Raw genomic sequence first — 18,173 nt, forward strand, 5'->3', positions numbered from 1 at the left:
ACAAGCAAAAAGGAGACTAAAGCCCATGAAGGCTTCAGTCCCCTTTTCCAAGATTTCTATGCATTGCAAGGGCAATACATCAGCATTTAATTACTTGGCAAGAGCGGCCTGAGCCTGTTCTACCAAAGACTTAAATGCTTCCGGCTCACGTGCAGCCAGGTCAGCCAGAACTTTACGGTCCAGCTCGATACCAGCCAGCTTCAAGCCGTTCATGAATTGAGAGTAAGAGACGCCGTACTGACGAGAACCAGCGTTGATACGCTGAATCCACAAAGAGCGGAAGTTACGCTTTTTATTGCGACGGTCGCGATACTGATACTGGAGGCCCTTTTCGACCTTTTCCATAGCGACGCGCAGGACGTTATTATTACGACCGCGATAACCTTTGGCTTTGGCGATAATCTTTTTGCGGCGAGCGCGAGAAGCAACAGCTACTGTAGAACGCATGTCTTTAAATCCTTATGTGTATTACGAGTCGTAAATTAAGCGTACGGCATCATGGATTTCGCCATGCGTGCATCAGCAGCGCACAGAACGAAAGAACCACGAGCTTGGCGTTTCATCTTCTGAGAACGCTTGCGCAGGTTGTGGGATTTGAATGCGTATGCACCGCGAACTTTACCAGTCGCAGTAATCTTGAAGCGCTTCTTAGCACCAGACTTTGTCTTCATCTTAGGCATTTTATTATCCTTTATATATTTACATTAAACCCGACGCTTTGGCATGCCTTAGCCTCAGATCGTCTGTGTTTAATGCCACTAATAAAATATGCGTCGCGAAAAATAACTCTCGCAACGAGGTAGCGGGTTATAGACTCAAGATATACGGATTGCAAGGGGAAAATACGGTCGTTCAATTGACCGTATGGGCTTCAAAGGGGCTATCCAGCAGGAATGTGGGAATGGTCACATGCAAACGTTCTCCGGCGGAACTGATCATCTCATATGATCCGCCCATAAACCCGCTGGGGGTTTGTAAGGGCACACCGCTGGTATATTCATAAGAACCACCGGGTTCCAACAGGGGTTGTTCACCCACAACACCTTCGCCACGGACCTCTTGAGTCCGCCCCAGGCCATCGGTAATTTTCCAATAGCGTGAAATCAATTGAATGGACTCATATCCATCATTTTTGATTTCAATATGATAGGCCCAGACAAAAGTGCTTTTTTCCGGATCAGATTCATCTTCCAGAAAAATCGGTTCGACCGCAACGGTCACCATACGGGTGGTTTCTTCAAATTTCATAGATAATATGATGGGGGCTTCTTGGAGATTAGGCAACAAAGAAATGGGCTCGTGCAGTGGCAACCGGGCGATTTTCATCTTTTTGCCAGGCAGTCACCCGTACATTGGCGATGCGTTTGCCCTGTTTGATGATTTGGGCACGGGCATAGGTTGCGTGATGAAGGGCCGGGCGCAGGTAATCGACCGAGATATTGATGATACGAGGGGGGACAGCCTCTTCACCCAAGGCATCCAGTAGGTGAAAAGAAGCAGCATGTTCCATCAATCCGGCAACCACACCGCCATGAACGGCACCGATAATTTCGTTACCGATATTGTCCCGGTTTTCTTTTAAAACAGTCAGCAGACCCTGAGTATCTTCATACAGGGTCAGTCCGACAAAATCGGCATAAGGGATACTGTCGTTTAAAGGAGAAAGGCGCAAATGTGGTTTCATCACTGTTCCTCGCCCGCCTGGAGTTGAAAATGACCGTTTGTTTTAAAGCTTCCCAAGGCGGTGGTGAGTTGTCTTTGTTCCTCTCCTTGCCAGGCAAAGCCGCGTACAAAGGCAATGTCGTCATCAAAATGGAAACATTCAGCTTCGGCATAAAGGGGGCTATCAGCGCAGGCCGGGGTTAAATGGTCCAGACGTAAGTCTAATGTTGCTACAGTTCGTCCCTCAGGATAAATGGAAGAGGCAACGGTTCCACATAAAGTATCAAGCAAGGTGGTGACAATGGCACTATGTAACAGGTTTTTGGCTGGGTTGCAGATCAATTCGGGACGGGGGCTTAATCTCATGCGGCCTTTGCCTTGTTCCAGATTGTCAAATTTCAGACCGAGTTTTTTACAATGGGGTAAATTCTCTACGGTTGTGCGCATGAAATCATGAAGGGCAATGGACATGTGCTTCTTTCCTGACAAGTCGTGATGAAATAATGTATGGTATGCGAACAGTTTTTGTAAAGGCTTTTGTATGCAGGGACGCTTTTGTTTACATTTCCGTGGGGAGCTGGCATTCTGTACAACAATTTTGAGAGGAGAGAGTTTATGGCACATCTTTTGATTGTTGATGATGATCGAACTCTTTTACGGGCAATGGTTGAGGGGCTGAAGAGAGCAGGCTTTGATGTTCAGGGCGAAGCCAGTGGTCAGGGGGCGCTTGCACAGCTAGAAAGCCATTCGTTTGATCTGTTGATTACGGATCTTCTCATGCCGGAAATTGATGGATTGAAAGTGATCGAACAGGCCGTTTCGGCGAACCAAAATATACGGATTCTTGCAATTTCTGGGGGTGGTCCTGATCGTGATGGTGGGGATTTGCTCGATACCGCTTTGGGGTGCGGAGCCGATGCCATTTTACAAAAACCGTTTAAACCAGATGAATTTATTCAGACGGTTCAGGCGTTGTTGCGCTAAGCCATTATTCGTCGTCTTCGCGAAGGCGGGGACCTCCTTCAGGCGGAAAAAGATCCCCGATCAAGCCGGGGATGACGGTGGGATTAGGAAGGGAAGGACTTATAAGCTGAAAACCCTTTGCTCCATGGATCACGGCTGTTTGTCGGCTTTTCTTCTCCTAAAGCCCCTTGTTTACCGTAGGTCTTGAATTTCTCCATCACCTCATCCATTTCCGTATCGCTGAGGATATGAGGCTCGCCCACTTGCAAGGCGGTGAGATATTGTTCACAGAGCAGTTCCAGTTCCTGTGCGATCTTGAGTGCCTTATCCAGATTGGGTGCGGCCACGATCATACCGTGATTGGCAAGCAGACAAGCGTTGCGGCTTTGCAGCGCTTCAAGGGCAACGTCTGACAATGCTTGCGTGCCGAAGGTGGCGTAAGGTGCACAGCGCACATTTTTGCCGCCACACACCGCAATCATATAATGAAAGGGGGGCAGGTCGCGGCGCAGGCAGGCCAGTGTGGTGGCGAACTTGGAATGGGTATGAATGATGGCATTGACGTCTTTGCGTGCGGCCATGATATCGCGGTGAAATAGCCATTCGCTGGACGGTTTCCAGCGACCCAGGTAGCTGCCGTCTTCGCGTACCTCGACAATATGGCTGGGGTCTAGCTTATCATAATCCAGCCCGGACGGCGTGATGAAAAAGCCGTTTTGGGATCGGGCAGAGACATTGCCGCTGGTGCCCTGATTAATGCCAAGGGCATTCATTTTCAGGGCGGTATCAATGACAGCTTGGCGCAAGGGCATCAGACTTTATCCGGGAACATGGCGGCGAGTGCCTCTTTGGAGGCTTCGGAGACCCCACGTTCCGTAATCAGTCCGGTGACATATTTGGCAGGGGTGACATCAAAGGCATAATTGCCTGCCGTGCAGCCTTCTGGCGTGATGGTGACGGTGGCAACCGTGCCATCTTTTAAGCGGCCTGTCATTTCGGTGACTTCAGTGCCATCGCGCTGTTCAATGGGGATTTCCTTCACCCCATCATCCACCGTCCAGTCAATGGTGGGCGAAGGTAGGCAAACGTAGAAAGGCACGTCATTATCATGGGCAGCGAGTGCTTTCAGATACGTGCCGATCTTGTTACACACATCACCGGAGGCCGTGGTGCGGTCCGTGCCGACAAAACAGATATCGACTTCGCCATGCTGCATCAAATGACCGCCGGCATTATCCACGATCAAGGTGTGCGGCACACCATGATTACCCAGCTCCCATGCGGTGAGGGAGGCCCCTTGATTGCGCGGGCGGGTTTCATCGACCCAAACATGAACGGGAATACCCGCATCATGGGCTTTATACATGGGCGATGTTGCCGTCCCCCAATCTACGGTCGCCAGCCAACCGGCGTTACAGTGGGTGAGGATGTTCACCACCCCTTGCTTGCCCTTTTTCTCCCAAATCTCTTCGATGAGCTTGAGGCCATGATCGCCAATGGAGGAGTTCTGCGCCACATCATCCTCACAGATTTGCGCCGCAAGTTTGTAAGCCGCTGCTTCGCGCTCGCCTTCTGGCAAGGGCAGGATTTGATCACGCATCTCATCCAAGGCCCAGCGAAGGTTTACAGCCGTGGGGCGGGTGGCATACAGTTCCTTATAAGCCTGATCAAATCCACCATCAGTGGCATCATGGCGCAAAGCCAAAGCCATGCCGTAGCCAGCTGTCGCCCCAATCAATGGGGCACCACGCACCAGCATGTCAAAAATGGCATGACAGGCATCAGCCAATGTTTCCATACGCACAATTTCATAAGTGTGGGGCAGTTTGGTCTGATCAATAATATTCACCCCCCAGCCATCATGATCCAGCCAAATCGGGCGCGTCGGGATACCGTTAACTTTCATGTGCTTGTTCCTTAAATATCCATGTCGTCCTCGCGAAAGGCGGGGACCTTTATCCAATAGGGGAGGGAGATCCCCGATCAAGTCGGGGATGACATATCGGGTGTTATTTCAAAACTCGACCTGCAACCGCATCCAGTTTTTTCATCACTTCTGGATCACGGGCATCGGGTGCTGTGATCAGGGCGTATTCGAGGGCGTTGTGACAGCCGCTTGGGCAGGGCAGGGGGGCCGCGGCGATTTTCGGGGCGGCAGCCTTGACCAGATTGCGGCCTTTTTCGGCATTTTCCAGCAGGACTTTGATCACTTGTTCCACGGTCACATCGTCGTGGTCTTCGTGCCAGCAGTCATAATCTGTGACCATGGCGACAGTGGCATAGCCCATCTCGGCTTCACGCGCCAATTTGGCTTCAGGCATGTTGGTCATTCCGATGACGGAACAGCCCCAACTACGATAGAGGTTTGATTCGGCCTTGGTGGAGAACTGCGGACCTTCCATGGCGAGGTAGGTGCCGCCACGGGTATAGTCAATGCCTGTTTCTTTCAGGGCGTCTTCCAGGCAATCAACCAATCGTTTCGATACCGGTTCACCAAAAGCCACATGGGCAACACAGCCGGTGCCAAAGAAAGATTTTTCACGGGCAAAGGTGCGGTCAATATAATCATCGGCCAGCACAAAATGCCCCGGTGGCAGTTCTTCTTTTAAAGAGCCACAGGCTGATACAGATACAATGTCTGTTACGCCTGCACGTTTCATCGCATCAATATTGGCGCGGTAGTTGACCTCAGATGGTGAGATTTTATGGCCGCGACCATGGCGGGGTAGAAAACGCATTTGTACGCCATCCAGTTCCCCAAAGAGAATATCGTCAGACACAGTGCCAAAAGGTGACGTGATGGTCTCCCAACGGGTGTTTTCCAACCCGTCAATTTCATAGATGCCGCTACCACCCATAACGCCGATAATTGTTTCTGACATATCCAAGAGTCCCTTTGATTAAATCTGTGTTGGAACGATTTTTGGCATGGAATGGGGTGAAAATCCATGAAAAAGAAAAAAGGTAAGATTCTTTCGTGTGAGCGCTTAAAAAATGGTCAGTCAGGGCCTGTCATTTGATCAGTTGCTTACGTTGCAATGCACAATAATGCCTTAAAAACATTCAGCTATTGCGAAAAGATACCCATTACTACGCAGAAAATTTGAGTGGTTGGTCAAAAAAATGAAAACTTGTGAAATTTGGTCTTGCCAATCGGTTAATTAAGGGTAAAGCTGCTGAATGTGCATTTGAAATTCGGTGATCGGTTTCAAAGGTGAAAAGATAATTTTTTAAAAGGCCGTTTGGGTCTTTTTTGACAGGTGTTTCGATAAGTATCTTTGTGGTTAGGGAGCTTAAGTGTCTGTTTTTAGATGAGGGCAAAACTCATCAGGGCGGACAGTCGGAACATTTTGTTTTTATGTAAATCACGGGAGATTTCTAACATGAAAAAAACTCTATCTGTCCTGACAGGTGCATTTGTTGCAACTGCTGTTTCTGCAACAGCTGCCATGGCGGCAAGCACACTGGACACTGTTAAGGCACGTGGCGAATTGCTGTGTGGTGCTTCAACAGGTCTGCCGGGTTTCTCTCTGCCCGACGAAAAAGGTAACTGGACAGGTCTGGACGCAGATACTTGCCGTGCGGTTGCTGCCGCCGTTCTGGGTGATGCGAACAAGGTTAAATTCATTCCGTTGACAGCCAAAGAACGTTTCACAGCACTGCAGTCTGGTGAAATTGACGTGCTGTCTCGTAACACAACATGGACACATACACGTGATACGTCCTTGGGTCTGAACTTTGCAGGCGTAAACTATTACGACGGTCAGGGCTTCATGGTTCAAAAAGAACTGGGTGTGAAGTCTGCGCTGGAACTGGATGGCGCATCTGTTTGTATTCAAGCAGGGACAACAACGGAACTGAACCTTGCGGATTATTTCCGTCTTAACGGTATGAAGTTCAGCCCGGTTGTTTACGATACATCTGACCAAACTGTACAAGGTTTTGCCGCAGGTCGTTGTGACATTTTGACATCTGACCAATCGCAGCTTTATGCGCTTCGCTCCAAACTGGATGATCCGTCAAAAGCAGTTGTTCTGCCGGAAGTTATTTCCAAAGAACCGCTTGGCCCGGTTGTACGCCAAGGTGATGACCAGTGGTTCAATATCGTGAAATGGACATTGTTTGCACTGGTGAACGCTGAAGAAATGGGTGTGACATCTGCTAATGCTGATGACATGCTGAAAAGCACAAACCCAGGTGTTCAGCGTCTGGTCGGTACATCTGGTGATGCAGGTGCAAAACTGGGCCTTGGTGCAAACTGGGCATATGATGCCGTTAAGCAAGTTGGTAACTACGGCGAAATGTTTGACCGTAACGTTGGCCCGAACACACCGCTGCAAATCTCTCGTGGTTTGAATGCGCTGTGGTCTAAAGGTGGCTTGCAGTACGCACCGCCGGTTCGCTAAGAGCTGACGGGTAGACGTATAATTTAGGGGTGGGTGTGTTGTGACGCGAGGGAGCCTTCGCAAAGATCAACACACCCACTTTTTCTTTTTATAAGAGTTTGGAGTGTGCATATGTCGCAAGAAAAGAACGACACAGCCACCAAGCCCAAACAAAATTCCTCGGCACTGTATGACCCGCGTGTGCGTGCGGTCGTCTTTCAATCGCTGTTATTTGCCTTCCTCATCTGGCTGGGCTGGACAATTTTCCAGAACACGCTTCAGAATATGGAAAGCCGGGGGATCACCACGGGCTTTGATTTTTTAAGTAATCCCGCCGGCTTTGAAATTTTGATGAGTCTGGTCGACTATGATGCGTCTCATACCTATGGGCGTACCTTCCTTGTCGGCTTGCTCAATACTGTTTTAGTTTCATTCTTAGGCATTATTCTGGCCACAGTGCTTGGTTTTGTGATGGGGGTTGCCCGTCTGTCCAAGAACTGGCTGATTGCCAAAATTGCATCGGTTTATGTGGAAACCCTGCGCAACATCCCTTTGTTATTGCAGATTTTCTTCTGGTATTTCGCGGTGCTGCAACCATTGCCGAGCCCGCGTGGCAGTCTGTCAGCTGGTGATGCTATTTTCCTCAATAACCGGGGTCTTTATTTTCCAGAACCTATCGCAGGAGAGGGTTTTAGCGTTGTCTGGATTGCCTTGATCGTTGGTATTGTGGGGGCGGCCGGCTTATCGCGCTGGTCGACAAAGCGTCAGGAAGAAACGGGTGAACAATTCCCGGCCTTTTGGGCGGGGGCCGGGCTGGTGCTCGGTTTGCCGTTGCTGGTCTTCCTTGTGATGGGTGCCCCTTTGACGTGGGAAATGCCAGAGCAGACACGCTTTAACCTGAAGGGCGGTGTGCAGGTCATTCCTGAATTAATCGCGCTTTTGCTGGCTTTATCCACTTATACGGCGGCCTTCATTGCCGAGATCGTGCGTGCCGGTATTTTGGCTGTTCCCCATGGGCAGACAGAGGCTGCGGAAAGCCTGGGCTTACGTCGCAGTGTGACATTGCGCCAGATCATTATCCCGCAAGCCATGCGCGTGGTGATCCCACCGCTGACCAGCCAGTATCTCAACCTTGCGAAGAACTCTTCGCTGGCAACGGCCATTGGCTATCCAGATATCGTGAATGTCTTTATGGGGACAACGCTGAACCAGACAGGTCAGGCGGTTGAAATTGTCGCCATGACCATGGCGGTCTATCTGACCATTAGCCTGATCCTATCGGTTGTGATGAACTGGTATAACAAAGCCATGGCCTTGAAGGAGCGTTAAGATGGGAAAATTTGTCGAAAAAGAAGCGCTCCCGCCGCCCGTATCAACAACGGGTCCGGTTGCGTGGGTACGTCAAAACTTATTGTCCTCACCGATCAATACAGCGTTGACTCTGGCGACCCTTTATTTGCTGTATGAAACACTCCCGCCGATTTTGGACTGGGCGTTTTTCAGTGCAAACTTCACCGGTGATGGGCCAAGTGCCTGTAGTGACAGCGGGGCCTGCTGGGTCTTTATTCAAAGTCGTCTTGGTTTCTTCACCTATGGTTTTTATACCGAGGCTGAACGCTGGCGGGTAGATTTGAGCTTCTTTTTGCTTGCCCTTGTGGTCGTGCCGCAATTCTTTGATCAGGTCTCTAGCGAGATCAAAAAATGGCTGGGTGTTGCAGGTTTAACCATCCTGCCTGTGATCGTTGGCATTTTGCTCATCGGGGGCTGGTTCGGTCTTCCCCATGTGGAAACACATCAATGGGGCGGCTTGATGCTGACATTGGTGCTGTCCTATGTGGGGATCGTGGCGGCCTTGCCCTTTGGTGTGGTGCTGGCCTTGGGCCGTCGTTCTGAAATGCCCATGGTGCGCATGGTTTGTGTGGCCTTTATTGAACTGTGGCGCGGTGTGCCGTTGATCTCGGTTCTGTTCATGGCCTCTGTGATGCTGCCACTGTTCTTGCCGGAAGGCTGGGATTTTGAAAAGCTGCTGCGCGCCTTGATCGGGATTACCATGTTCCAGTCGGCTTATATGGCCGAAGTGATCCGTGGGGGGCTGCAAGCCATCCCGAAAGGGCAGTTTGAAGCTGCTGATTCACTGGGGCTTGGCTATTGGCAGTCCATGGGGTTGATCATTTTACCGCAAGCCTTGAAGCTGGTTATTCCGGGCATTGTGAACACCTTTATCGCCCTGTTTAAAGACACCACCCTTGTGTTGATCATTGGTCTGCTGGATGTTTTGGCGACTGTGCAGTCTTCCATCGTCGATCCGGCCTGGGGCGGGGTGGCGACCGAGGGATACGTATTTGCCGCGTTCTGTTTCTGGGTTTTCTGTTTTGGCATGTCCAAATACAGCCAAGCACTGGAGCGCAAACTTCACACCGGACACAAACGCTAATAGCAAATTTCGAGTAGCCGGTTTTTCCGGCTACATTGAGCATTTGCGCCATGAAAGAGCAAAGAATTAGAGGATAAAATGACAAAAGATCCTGATGCAATTACTGATACTGTGACCGAAGCCGAACTGCGCGCTGGTCACAATCTTGATCATGAAGTCGCCAAAGAAGATGTCATCCAATTGATTGGCATGAATAAATGGTATGGTGATTTTCATGTGTTGCGCGATATCAACCTGAATGTGCACAAAGGCGAACGTATCGTCATTTGTGGCCCCTCAGGTTCCGGTAAATCCACCATGATCCGCTGTATCAACCGCCTTGAAGAACATCAGGCCGGACAGATCATCGTGGATGGGGTGGAACTGACCAATGATTTGAAGAACATTGACAAAATCCGTCGCGAAGTGGGGATGTGCTTCCAGCACTTCAACCTATTCCCCCACTTAACCATTTTGGAAAACTGCACACTGGCTCCTATGTGGGTGCGCAAAGAGTCCAAGGCGGAAGCAGAAGAGCGTGCCATGCATTATCTGGAACGGGTGAAAATCCCTGATCAGGCCCATAAATATCCGGGGCAGCTTTCGGGTGGTCAGCAACAACGGGTGGCCATTGCGCGTTCTCTATGTATGCAGCCGAAAATCATGCTGTTTGATGAACCCACTTCCGCCCTTGATCCTGAAATGATCAAGGAAGTGTTGGATACCATGGTGCAATTGGCCGAAGAAGGCATGACCATGTTGTGTGTGACCCATGAAATGGGCTTTGCCAAAACGGTTGCGGATCGGGTGATCTTTATGGCGGACGGTCAGATTGTAGAACAGAATGAACCCCATGCATTCTTCGAAAATCCACAAGAAGAACGAACCCAAGAGTTCCTCAGCCAGATTATTGGTCATTAAAATTCGGGGTCGGGGGTGACGATGTAAGGCGTCACCCTCGGACTTGATCCGAGGATCTCTTTCAAGCTTACTCAACCCCCATGAGCTTCTTGATGGGTTTGAAGCTTTTGCGGTGATGTGGTGTCAGGCCCAATGTGGCTAAACCTTCCTGGTGAAGCTTGACACCGTAGCCCGCATTCTTTTCCCAGCCATACCCCGGATATTCTTCGGCCAGATTTGCCATTTGTTGATCACGCGTCACCTTGGCAATAATAGAGGCCGCCGCAATGGAACAGCTTAAGCTATCGCCCTTGACCACCGGATGGCCGGGCACACCAAGTTTGGGGGGCATCTTATTGCCATCAATCAGGGCATAATCGGGTTTTGGGACGAGACCTTGCACGGCACGGGTCATGGCAAGATAGGTGGCTTGCAGAATATTGACATCATCAATTTCTTCCACACTGGCTTCGCCCACTGCCCAGACGCTTTCTGCCTTGATCTGATCAATCAGGGCTTCGCGTTTTTTTGCGGATAACTTTTTGGAATCGTTCAGGTTTTGGGCCAGCTCAGGGCTTAAGGTCGCTTGATCAAAAATCACAGCGGCTGCCGTGACCGGGCCAGCCCAAGGACCGCGCCCGGCTTCATCCACGCCACAAACAAGGCCGCTTTGTTCGTTTTCCAGTTCAAAATCAGGCATATTTCCCTCAATGTGTGTTATGACGCACAGCGCAGATGGTTAAACTCATGTAAATCTATGATCATCCTATAAATGATTGAGAGCCCCATGTTAAGTATTGTCATTCCGACCTACAATAGTGCAGCTGATCTGCCTGAAACAGTACAGTCTCTGGTTCCACCACCTTATGTGCGTGAAATCATTATTGTGGATGGCGGTTCAGAGGATCAGACATGTTCTATTGCACAACAGTGTGCTGACCAACTGATAAGGGGAGAAAGGGGACGGGGGCAACAGATGAAAGCCGGGGCGCAGGTGGCTCGTGGGGACTGGTTGTTATTTCTTCACAGTGACACCCGCCTGCCAGAAGGCTGGGGGGCGGCAGTGTCGACTTTTATGGCGATGGACCGTGAAAAGGCACAAGCTGCCTATTTCACATTCGCTTTGGATGATGAACAGGTACAGGCCCGACGTCTGGAAAAAATTGTGTCCTGGCGCTGTCGTTTTCTGGGCCTGCCCTATGGTGATCAGGGATTGTTGATCAGCCGTACCCTTTATGAACAGGTCGGCGGCTTTCATGATCTGCCCTTGATGGAGGATGTGGATATGGTGCGCCGAATTGGCAAAAGCCGCTTAAGGCAGCTCCCTGTCAAGGCGCTGACATCGGCACGGAAATATCAAAAGAGGGGCTATATGATACGTAGTTTGCGCAATGTTGCTTGTCTCAGCCTATATTTTCTTGGATTATCACCTGCACGGATTGCCAAATTGTACGGATAATTGATCTTTGCGGAATCATCTGGTTATTTTTGTGAAAGAACCTCGTCTTGGGCGGGTGAAAACGCGCTTGGCTCGTGATATCGGACTTGTTGCGGCCTGGCGGTTTTACCGTTTAATGCTGGCACGGATACCTAAGGGGTTAACAGGGAAAGGTCCTTGGCACACATGGGTGGCCTATAGTCCGGATGATGCCAAGAGAAAACTGTTTGGGCCTGTTGTGAAACTTGTCCCTCAAGGCGGCGGTGATCTTGGACAACGTATGTTGCGTCCGGCGCAATATTTACCCACAGGGCGGTTTATTGTGATTGGAAGTGATATTCCTGATGTGAGTGCGGGACATATTCGCCGTGCGTTTCAGCTTTTGGGTAAAAATGATGTTGTTTTCGGTCCGGCAACAGATGGAGGCTTTTGGCTGGTCGGCTATAAACGTCACCCGATTATGGTCAACCCTTATCGAAAATATGTTCGTTGGTCCCATCCTGAGACTTTGGAGGATTGCTTGGCAAACCTTCAAGGCAAAAAGGTTGCTTTCGTTGATACACTTTCTGATGTGGATTGCGGGGCGGATTTGGGGCAAAGGGGAAAGGACGAAAAATTAGTGTGAGAAATCCTTTGATCGTCTGGTAAGGGATGTTACATATAACGAAGCCATTTTCTTCATGTTTAAAGGTGTTTCGTGAAAGTTCTGCTTGCTGATGACCATTCCATTGTTCGTACCGCTCTGAAATATGTTCTGTCTGAACTTGCGCCCGAATTGAATGTCGTTGAAGCGCGCAATAACAATGATATTTTGAGAGCATTGGACGAAAACCCCGATGGGTTTGATCTGGTGATGCTTGACTTGCGTATGCCCGGTATGGATGGCAATGGTCAGGCGATTGCCCAAGTGGTTGAACGTGTTGATCCCACCCCGGTTTGTGTCTTTACCGTATCGGAAGACCCCGATGAAATGCGTGCGGTTCTTCAGGCGGGGGTACGGGCCTATATCCCTAAAACAACAGATGACGCATTGATCGCAACCATCTTGAAATTGGTTTTATCTGGGGGGTCTTATGTCCCACCTGTTTTAGGGGGGCTGGAGAAGGGGCAGGAAATGGCAAATTCTGCGTCGACGACTTCGGCATCCATGGCGACCAAGGATCTTTTCCCTGATTTGACCCGTCGCCAGCGGGAGGTTTTGGTTTTGTTGGCAGAAGGTCTGTCCAATCAGGAAATCGGCGAGCGTCTGGATTTGAATTTAAGCACGGTAAAAAGCCATGTAACGGCAATTTTGCGGACTCTGGATGTGGATAACCGTACGCAGGCGGTGTTGAAATTTCAAAACGCTATGGGGAAGTAGTTGTCTTTTAATCTTGCTCAATCGGCAGGATAATGGCGAATTTCGATCCTTTACCAACTGTTGAATGGCAGGAAATCTCGATTTCCAGCAGATTGGCAAGGCGTTTTACAATGGCAAGGCCAAGGCCAATCCCTTCGCTTCGATCACGTTCCGGGTCATCAAGCTGGGAAAATTCGGTAAAGATATTTTCCAACCCTTCTTCTGGGATGCCGGGACCTGTATCCCAGACTTCAATGGCAACATTACTTCCCATACGACGACAGCCCAGAAGGATGCGCCCTTCCTTGGTATAGCGAATGGCGTTGGACAGGAAGTTTCGCAAAATCCGTTCCAGCAAGAGCGGGTCTGTTTGTAGGCGAACAGACGAAGGCACCATACGCAGGCCCAGCCCTTTGGAATGGGCTGATACGCGATATTCCCGTGTCAGTTGACGCAACAGGGGCTGGAGTTCAAAAGAGCTTGGGTTGGGTTCAATAACGCCAGCTTCAAGCTTGGATAAGGAAAGGATGGAGTCCAGCAGGGAACGCATGGAACGTTGGGCACCATGCATGTCTTTCATAATCGCCTTGCTGCGCTCATCTGGCATGCGCTTTTCCAACATGCCGGAAAACATGCCGATGGCTTCCAGCGGTTGTTTCAGGTCATGTCCGGCAGCGGCCAGAAATTTGGATTTGGCCGTATTGGCCTTGACGGCCCCGCGTCGGGCTTCTTCCAATTGCTGGGTGCGTTGCTTGACCGTTTCTTCAAGGTCTTTTGAAAAATCCCTGATTTGTTTCATTTGCGAGGTTACATGGCGGACCATCGGGCGGAAAATGAAAAAGGCTTCAACGCTTAGAACCAGAATGGTCAGGCTGAGAAAGACAGCTTCCAGCCAGCGCAGGAAATCAAAGGCATGTTCGCCTTCTTCCTGATAAAATTTCACCATGGAATCCAGCGAGGCAACCAGTTGTCCGGGGGCAATCTCAAGAACATATTTCACAGAAGGATGTTCTGGTGAAATATCCTCAATCGGCATTTCTAGAATTTCCTGGAGGATAACAATATAGCCGCGCATCTGGGCGTTGAGAGGATAGGCCCCTTTAAAATAGCGTTTGCGTGCCTCCGGTGACATTTCTACCGACATATTAATCGCATTGGCCCGTCCGGTCAGGGCCAAATGAGCCTGTTCCAGAAGATGGGTGGCTTCGCGTAATTCATCACGGAACTTTTTTTGTTGGGCAATTGTCTCGGCTTGGGCCAGTTGGGCGACAAACAAGGCTGTGCGCTGAGACAGCATGCGTTGGCGCCCGGAGATATTCACAATGGACAGGGTGCTTTTATGTTCTGCAATCAAAAGCCCAACGGTGCCAAAGGCAGACGCCGCCAAAATCGCAATGGCTGTGAGCGCAAAAATATAGCGCTTCGTCATCCAGAGTCCGGGGTTTTCTTCATCGGGTTTGAGTAATCTATCCATGAGATTGTTATAGGCTAGAACATTTAAAATTAACAGAAAATTCGAACTGGTAGTACCGATATGGGGTTGTGGGTTGAATTTGAATTATTCTAATTATACAGTACTTAAGTATGAGTTTTTCTTGCGTTTCTTATCTGGATGTGGTACTGATTTTTACATCCAAAGTACGATTTTTTGGTGTGGGAGGGGGTCCCATGGAACAGGAACTTTCACGACGAACTTTATTGTTCGGTCATTCCGGCTTGACAGGGCAAGACGATGTTATTCGTCCGCCTTGGGCCTTAACACCGGAAGACTTTGCAAAGAAATGTACTGGCTGTGGCGAGTGTGTTTCCGCATGTCCTGAAAAGATTCTCAAAATAGATACGCATAATTTGGCGAAAGTGGATTTCTCACAAGGGGAATGTACCTTCTGTCGTGATTGTGTGGCTTCGTGTCGTGATGGCGCATTGGTGATGTTAGACCCTGAAACACCCTGGTTACTGGATATTTCTATTGAGGGGAAATGTCTGGCGATGAAGGGGGTGGAATGCAGGGCCTGTGATGATCAGTGCGAACCCCGTGCCATCCGTTTTAAACTTACCCCGGCAGCTGTCGCAATGCCGCAGCTTAATGAACAGGAATGTACAGGCTGTGGGGCCTGCATTTCGGTTTGTCCAAGTGAGGCGATTGTGTTGAAACCTGCCATTCAAAAGGAGGGGGAATAGGTTGAAGGTTAATAGCCGATTTTTAGCTGAAGGACAGGAGCAGGCAACACTGCCCGGTGCCTTACCCTCAGCAGAAAAACCGTTCAATGTGTGTGGCTTGCTGGCCCATGTGGCTGATGGTCAGATGGACAGCGTGCGCGCTGCATTGAACGAACTGGCCGGTGTGGAAATCCATGCCGAGACAGAAGATGGCCGTTTGGTCATCACCATCGAAGATAGCGAAGACTGTCTGGCGGCCGATATGATCACAAATGTGGATCGTACACCGGGCGTGATGAACAGCTCTCTCGTTTATCATCAATTTGAATCACAAGACTCGCTTGAAATGGAGGAGGTTTCCTCATGAAACTGACCCGGCGTGAATTTATGAAGGCCAATGCTGCTGCAGCGACTGCTGCCGTTGCTGGCGTTTCTCTCCCCGCCAAAACTGTTGATGCTGCTGTACCCAATTCAATTCGTTGGGACAAAGGCGCCTGTCGTTTTTGTGGCACAGGCTGTGGTGTTCTAATCGGGACACGTGACGGTAAAATCGTTGCGACCCAAGGGGACCCGGATGCACCTGTGAACAAAGGTTTGAACTGTATCAAGGGCTATTTCTTGTCCAAGATCATGTACGGTAAGGACCGTTTGACACAGCCGTTGCTGCGTAAAACAAATGGTAAATTTGACAAAGAAGGTGATTTCGAACCGGTAAGCTGGGACGAAGCTTTCGATGTCATGGCTGAAAAGTGGAGAGAAGCACTTAAGAAAAAAGGCCCGACATCTGTTGGTATGTTCGGTTCCGGTCAATGGACAGTTTGGGAAGGCTATACGGCTTCTAAACTGATGAAGGCGGGTTTCCGTTCCAACAACCTTGACCCGAACGCACGTCACTGTATGGCTTCTGCCGTGGGTGCTTTCATGCGTGCCTTTGGTATTGATGAACCGATGGGATGTTATGACGATCTGGAACATGCCGATGTGTTTGTGCTTTGGGGCGCAAACATGGCGGAAATGCACCCGATCCTGTGGTCGCGTATGACAAACACACGTTTGACCAAACCAGGTTGTGAAGTGCATGTTCTGTCGACTTATGAGCATCGCTGCTTTGAGCTGGCTGACAACGATATGGTGTTTGAGCCGCAGACTGATTTGGCGATCCTCAACTATATCGCCAACTACATCATTGAAAATAAGGCTTACAACAAAGACTTTATTTCCAAACACGTAAACTTTAACGCCACCACAACCGATATTGGTTACGGTCTGCGTCCGGAACACCCGCTGGAACAAGCTGCGGCCAATCCGGGCAAAGGCAAATTCAACAAAATTTCCTTTGAAGAATATGCCAAGTCTGTTTCCAAATATACTTTGGACTATACGGCGGAATTGTCTGGCGTTTCCAAAGAGAAGCTGTTGAAGCTGGCTCAAGCGTATGCGGATCCGAACAAGAAGGTGTCTTCTTACTGGACCATGGGCTTCAACCAGCATACCCGTGGTGTTTGGGTGAACGGTCTGCTTTATAACGTTCACTTGCTTATGGGCAAAATCTCTGAGCCGGGCAACAGCCCGTTCTCATTGACGGGTCAGCCTTCAGCTTGTGGGACGGCACGTGAGGTTGGTACCTTTGCCCACCGTCTACCAGCCGATCTGGTTGTTAAGAAAGAAGCGCACCGCAAATTTGCTGAAAAAATCTGGAAATTGCCGGAAGGTACCATTCCGGGTAAAGTGGGCTACCACGCGGTTTTGCAGCACCGTATGTTGAAAGACGGCAAGCTGAATGCCTATTGGGTACAATGTACCAACAATATGCAGGCGGCCCCGAACATCAACGAAGAAGGCTATCCGGGTTATCGTAACCCTGAAAACTTCATCGCGGTATCTGATCCGTACCCGACTGTGACAGCCTTGGCGGCTGACTTGATCCTGCCCACAGCCATGTGGATGGAAAAAGAAGGTGCTTATGGTAATGCTGAGCGTCGTACACAGTTCTGGCGTCAGCAGGTGAAAGCACCGGGTGAAGCCAAGTCTGACCTGTGGCAGATGATGGAATTTGCCAAACGCTTCAAAATCGAAGAAGTCTGGCCGGAAGAGCTGCTGGCAAAAATGCCGGAACATCGTGGCAAGACCATGTATGAAGTCCTGTATGAAAACGGTAACGTCAACAAATTTCCTGTTGAAAAAGTCACCGATGATGCGGGCAATGTCTATGACAACGACGAAGCTGAACATTTCGGTTACTACGTTCAAAAAGGTCTGTTCGAAGAATACCGTTTGTTTAACTCTGCCCCTGATATTCTCAAGAAAGGTCACGAGATGGCCGATTTTGCGACTTATCACAAGGCACGTGGCATTCGTTGGCCTGTTATTGACGGTAAAGAAACTCTGTGGCGTTTCCGCGAAGGCTATGATCCGCACGTTAAGGCGGGTGAAGGCGTCAAGTTCTACGGCAAGCCAGATGGTAAAGCCAATATCATCTTTGCCCCGTACGAGCCGCCAGCGGAAAGCCCGGATAGCGAGTTTGACCTGTGGCTATGTACAGGGCGTGTTCTGGAACACTGGCATTCAGGTTCCATGACCCGTCGTGTCGAAGAGCTGCACCGTGCCTTCCCGTCTGCGGTTGTGTTTATGCACCCCGCTGATGCGAAGAAACGTGGGCTTCGCCGTGGTCAAGAAGTCAAAGTCTCCAGTAAACGTGGTGAAATTAAGGTCCGTGTGGAAACACGTGGGCGTAACCGCGTGCCTGAGGGCCTCGTCTTCATTCCGTGGTTTGATGAAAGTGCACTTGTGAACAAACTGACCTTGGATGCAACTGATCCGTTGTCCAAGGAAACAGATTTCAAGAAGTGCTCTTGTAAAATCGAAAAAGTCTAAACATCAATTTTAGTCCTTCCTTAAAGGGAGGGGAGAACC

The 18,173-nt window shown here is 49.8% G+C and carries 21 protein-coding genes; 11 read left to right on the forward strand and 10 right to left on the reverse strand.

The window, feature by feature from the left end; translation table 11 throughout:
- Window positions 1–90 precede the first annotated feature (90 nt).
- From rplT to E4K71_RS01045, 5 genes are all read right to left on the reverse strand, one after another.
- Complete coding sequence (gene rplT, locus E4K71_RS01025; protein WP_135075274.1) at window positions 91–447, reverse strand: 50S ribosomal protein L20; 357 nt, start codon at window positions 445–447, stop codon at window positions 91–93.
- A gap of 35 nt (window positions 448–482) precedes the next feature.
- Window positions 483–680 carry a 50S ribosomal protein L35 gene (gene rpmI / locus E4K71_RS01030; protein WP_135075277.1) on the reverse strand — a complete coding sequence of 66 codons (198 nt, stop codon included), beginning with the start codon at window positions 678–680 and terminating at the stop codon, window positions 483–485.
- Window positions 681–852: 172 nt separating this feature from the next.
- The gene (gene apaG, locus E4K71_RS01035; RefSeq protein WP_135075280.1) at window positions 853–1,248 is read right to left on the reverse strand and encodes a Co2+/Mg2+ efflux protein ApaG; all 396 of its coding nucleotides are present in this window, start codon (window positions 1,246–1,248) and stop codon (window positions 853–855) included.
- A gap of 28 nt (window positions 1,249–1,276) precedes the next feature.
- A complete protein-coding gene (locus E4K71_RS01040) occupies window positions 1,277–1,684 on the reverse strand; it encodes a PaaI family thioesterase (protein WP_135075283.1) in 408 nt (135 codons plus the stop codon).
- Window positions 1,684–2,133, reverse strand: a complete 450-nt coding sequence (locus E4K71_RS01045; protein WP_167730181.1) for a PaaI family thioesterase — start codon at window positions 2,131–2,133, stop codon at window positions 1,684–1,686. The genes E4K71_RS01040 and E4K71_RS01045 overlap by 1 nt, the downstream gene beginning before the upstream one ends.
- A 144-nt stretch (window positions 2,134–2,277) precedes the next feature.
- Between E4K71_RS01045 and E4K71_RS01050 the strand changes: the two genes are divergently transcribed.
- The gene (locus E4K71_RS01050; RefSeq protein WP_135075289.1) at window positions 2,278–2,646 is read left to right on the forward strand and encodes a response regulator; all 369 of its coding nucleotides are present in this window, start codon (window positions 2,278–2,280) and stop codon (window positions 2,644–2,646) included.
- 83 nt (window positions 2,647–2,729) lie between these two features.
- Here the strand turns inward: E4K71_RS01050 and E4K71_RS01055 are convergent, their stop codons facing one another.
- The 3 genes from E4K71_RS01055 to E4K71_RS01065 form a co-directional block, all read right to left on the reverse strand.
- Window positions 2,730–3,437 carry a class II aldolase/adducin family protein gene (locus E4K71_RS01055; RefSeq protein ID WP_206201932.1) on the reverse strand — a complete coding sequence of 236 codons (708 nt, stop codon included), beginning with the start codon at window positions 3,435–3,437 and terminating at the stop codon, window positions 2,730–2,732.
- Window positions 3,437–4,531: an S-methyl-5-thioribose-1-phosphate isomerase gene (gene mtnA, locus E4K71_RS01060; RefSeq protein WP_135075295.1), complete on the reverse strand. Its 1,095-nt coding sequence runs from the start codon at window positions 4,529–4,531 to the stop codon at window positions 3,437–3,439. The genes E4K71_RS01055 and mtnA overlap by 1 nt, the downstream gene beginning before the upstream one ends.
- 103 nt (window positions 4,532–4,634) lie before the next feature.
- Complete coding sequence (locus tag E4K71_RS01065; RefSeq protein ID WP_135075298.1) at window positions 4,635–5,507, reverse strand: S-methyl-5'-thioadenosine phosphorylase; 873 nt, start codon at window positions 5,505–5,507, stop codon at window positions 4,635–4,637.
- Between the two features lie 501 nt (window positions 5,508–6,008).
- Between E4K71_RS01065 and E4K71_RS01070 the strand changes: the two genes are divergently transcribed.
- The 4 genes from E4K71_RS01070 (at window position 6,009) to E4K71_RS01085 (ending at window position 10,344) form a co-directional block, all read left to right on the forward strand.
- Window positions 6,009–7,031, forward strand: coding sequence for an amino acid ABC transporter substrate-binding protein (locus tag E4K71_RS01070; RefSeq protein WP_135075301.1), 1,023 nt, complete (start codon window positions 6,009–6,011; stop codon window positions 7,029–7,031).
- A gap of 111 nt (window positions 7,032–7,142) precedes the next feature.
- Complete coding sequence (locus E4K71_RS01075) at window positions 7,143–8,339, forward strand: amino acid ABC transporter permease (RefSeq protein ID WP_135075304.1); 1,197 nt, start codon at window positions 7,143–7,145, stop codon at window positions 8,337–8,339.
- Window position 8,340: 1 nt separating this feature from the next.
- Window positions 8,341–9,444, forward strand: coding sequence for an amino acid ABC transporter permease (locus E4K71_RS01080; RefSeq protein WP_135075307.1), 1,104 nt, complete (start codon window positions 8,341–8,343; stop codon window positions 9,442–9,444).
- A 78-nt stretch (window positions 9,445–9,522) separates the two neighbouring features.
- The gene (locus tag E4K71_RS01085) at window positions 9,523–10,344 is read left to right on the forward strand and encodes an amino acid ABC transporter ATP-binding protein (RefSeq protein WP_135075310.1); all 822 of its coding nucleotides are present in this window, start codon (window positions 9,523–9,525) and stop codon (window positions 10,342–10,344) included.
- A gap of 67 nt (window positions 10,345–10,411) precedes the next feature.
- On the opposite strand, the gene E4K71_RS01090 is transcribed toward E4K71_RS01085, so the two are convergent.
- Window positions 10,412–11,023: a ribonuclease HII gene (locus E4K71_RS01090; protein WP_135075313.1), complete on the reverse strand. Its 612-nt coding sequence runs from the start codon at window positions 11,021–11,023 to the stop codon at window positions 10,412–10,414.
- Window positions 11,024–11,110: 87 nt separating this feature from the next.
- On the opposite strand from E4K71_RS01090, the gene E4K71_RS01095 reads away from it, so the two are divergent.
- The 3 genes from E4K71_RS01095 to E4K71_RS01105 all read left to right on the forward strand — a co-directional run bounded on the left by E4K71_RS01095 (window position 11,111) and on the right by E4K71_RS01105 (window position 13,121).
- Window positions 11,111–11,782, forward strand: a complete 672-nt coding sequence (locus E4K71_RS01095; RefSeq protein ID WP_135075316.1) for a TIGR04283 family arsenosugar biosynthesis glycosyltransferase — start codon at window positions 11,111–11,113, stop codon at window positions 11,780–11,782.
- A gap of 31 nt (window positions 11,783–11,813) precedes the next feature.
- Window positions 11,814–12,386 (forward strand): TIGR04282 family arsenosugar biosynthesis glycosyltransferase, encoded by a 573-nt coding sequence (locus E4K71_RS01100; protein WP_206201934.1) that lies wholly within the window; start codon window positions 11,814–11,816, stop codon window positions 12,384–12,386.
- Window positions 12,387–12,458: 72 nt separating this feature from the next.
- Entirely contained in the window at window positions 12,459–13,121 is a 663-nt protein-coding gene (locus tag E4K71_RS01105; RefSeq protein ID WP_135075322.1) for a response regulator transcription factor, read from the forward strand.
- Between the two features lie 7 nt (window positions 13,122–13,128).
- Here the strand turns inward: E4K71_RS01105 and E4K71_RS01110 are convergent, their stop codons facing one another.
- Window positions 13,129–14,574 (reverse strand): ATP-binding protein, encoded by a 1,446-nt coding sequence (locus tag E4K71_RS01110; RefSeq protein ID WP_135075325.1) that lies wholly within the window; start codon window positions 14,572–14,574, stop codon window positions 13,129–13,131.
- Window positions 14,575–14,768: 194 nt separating this feature from the next.
- Between E4K71_RS01110 and napF the strand changes: the two genes are divergently transcribed.
- The 3 genes from napF to napA are packed head-to-tail and all read left to right on the forward strand — an operon-like array spanning window position 14,769 to window position 18,134.
- Window positions 14,769–15,281 (forward strand): ferredoxin-type protein NapF, encoded by a 513-nt coding sequence (gene napF / locus E4K71_RS01115; protein WP_167730183.1) that lies wholly within the window; start codon window positions 14,769–14,771, stop codon window positions 15,279–15,281.
- A gap of 1 nt (window position 15,282) precedes the next feature.
- On the forward strand, window positions 15,283–15,627 hold the full coding sequence (locus E4K71_RS01120) for a chaperone NapD (RefSeq protein ID WP_135075331.1): 345 nt from the start codon (window positions 15,283–15,285) through the stop codon (window positions 15,625–15,627).
- Window positions 15,624–18,134, forward strand: a complete 2,511-nt coding sequence (gene napA, locus E4K71_RS01125) for a nitrate reductase catalytic subunit NapA (protein ID WP_135075334.1) — start codon at window positions 15,624–15,626, stop codon at window positions 18,132–18,134. The genes E4K71_RS01120 and napA overlap by 4 nt, the downstream gene beginning before the upstream one ends.
- Window positions 18,135–18,173: the final 39 nt, after the last annotated feature.

The organism is Terasakiella sp. SH-1 (assembly GCF_004564135.1).
Classification (GTDB): Bacteria; Pseudomonadota; Alphaproteobacteria; order Rhodospirillales; family Terasakiellaceae; genus Terasakiella.

Excerpts from the sequence above, each read along its gene's own strand:
- rplT (WP_135075274.1), bottom strand. The coding sequence starts at position 447 with ATGCGTTCTACAGTAGCTGTTGCTTCTCGCGCTCGCCGCAAAAAGATT.
- E4K71_RS01080 (WP_135075307.1), top strand. The coding sequence starts at position 8,341 with ATGGGAAAATTTGTCGAAAAAGAAGCGCTCCCGCCGCCCGTATCAACA.
- napA (WP_135075334.1), top strand. The coding sequence starts at position 15,624 with ATGAAACTGACCCGGCGTGAATTTATGAAGGCCAATGCTGCTGCAGCG.
- E4K71_RS01045 (WP_167730181.1), bottom strand. The coding sequence starts at position 2,133 with ATGTCCATTGCCCTTCATGATTTCATGCGCACAACCGTAGAGAATTTA.
- apaG (WP_135075280.1), bottom strand. The coding sequence starts at position 1,248 with ATGAAATTTGAAGAAACCACCCGTATGGTGACCGTTGCGGTCGAACCG.
- E4K71_RS01075 (WP_135075304.1), top strand. The coding sequence starts at position 7,143 with ATGTCGCAAGAAAAGAACGACACAGCCACCAAGCCCAAACAAAATTCC.
- E4K71_RS01070 (WP_135075301.1), top strand. The coding sequence starts at position 6,009 with ATGAAAAAAACTCTATCTGTCCTGACAGGTGCATTTGTTGCAACTGCT.
- E4K71_RS01110 (WP_135075325.1), bottom strand. The coding sequence starts at position 14,574 with ATGGATAGATTACTCAAACCCGATGAAGAAAACCCCGGACTCTGGATG.
- E4K71_RS01065 (WP_135075298.1), bottom strand. The coding sequence starts at position 5,507 with ATGTCAGAAACAATTATCGGCGTTATGGGTGGTAGCGGCATCTATGAA.
- E4K71_RS01050 (WP_135075289.1), top strand. The coding sequence starts at position 2,278 with ATGGCACATCTTTTGATTGTTGATGATGATCGAACTCTTTTACGGGCA.
- E4K71_RS01090 (WP_135075313.1), bottom strand. The coding sequence starts at position 11,023 with ATGCCTGATTTTGAACTGGAAAACGAACAAAGCGGCCTTGTTTGTGGC.
- napF (WP_167730183.1), top strand. The coding sequence starts at position 14,769 with ATGGAACAGGAACTTTCACGACGAACTTTATTGTTCGGTCATTCCGGC.
- E4K71_RS01055 (WP_206201932.1), bottom strand. The coding sequence starts at position 3,437 with ATGCCCTTGCGCCAAGCTGTCATTGATACCGCCCTGAAAATGAATGCC.
- mtnA (WP_135075295.1), bottom strand. The coding sequence starts at position 4,531 with ATGAAAGTTAACGGTATCCCGACGCGCCCGATTTGGCTGGATCATGAT.
- rpmI (WP_135075277.1), bottom strand. The coding sequence starts at position 680 with ATGCCTAAGATGAAGACAAAGTCTGGTGCTAAGAAGCGCTTCAAGATT.
- E4K71_RS01040 (WP_135075283.1), bottom strand. The coding sequence starts at position 1,684 with ATGAAACCACATTTGCGCCTTTCTCCTTTAAACGACAGTATCCCTTAT.
- E4K71_RS01085 (WP_135075310.1), top strand. The coding sequence starts at position 9,523 with ATGACAAAAGATCCTGATGCAATTACTGATACTGTGACCGAAGCCGAA.
- E4K71_RS01095 (WP_135075316.1), top strand. The coding sequence starts at position 11,111 with ATGTTAAGTATTGTCATTCCGACCTACAATAGTGCAGCTGATCTGCCT.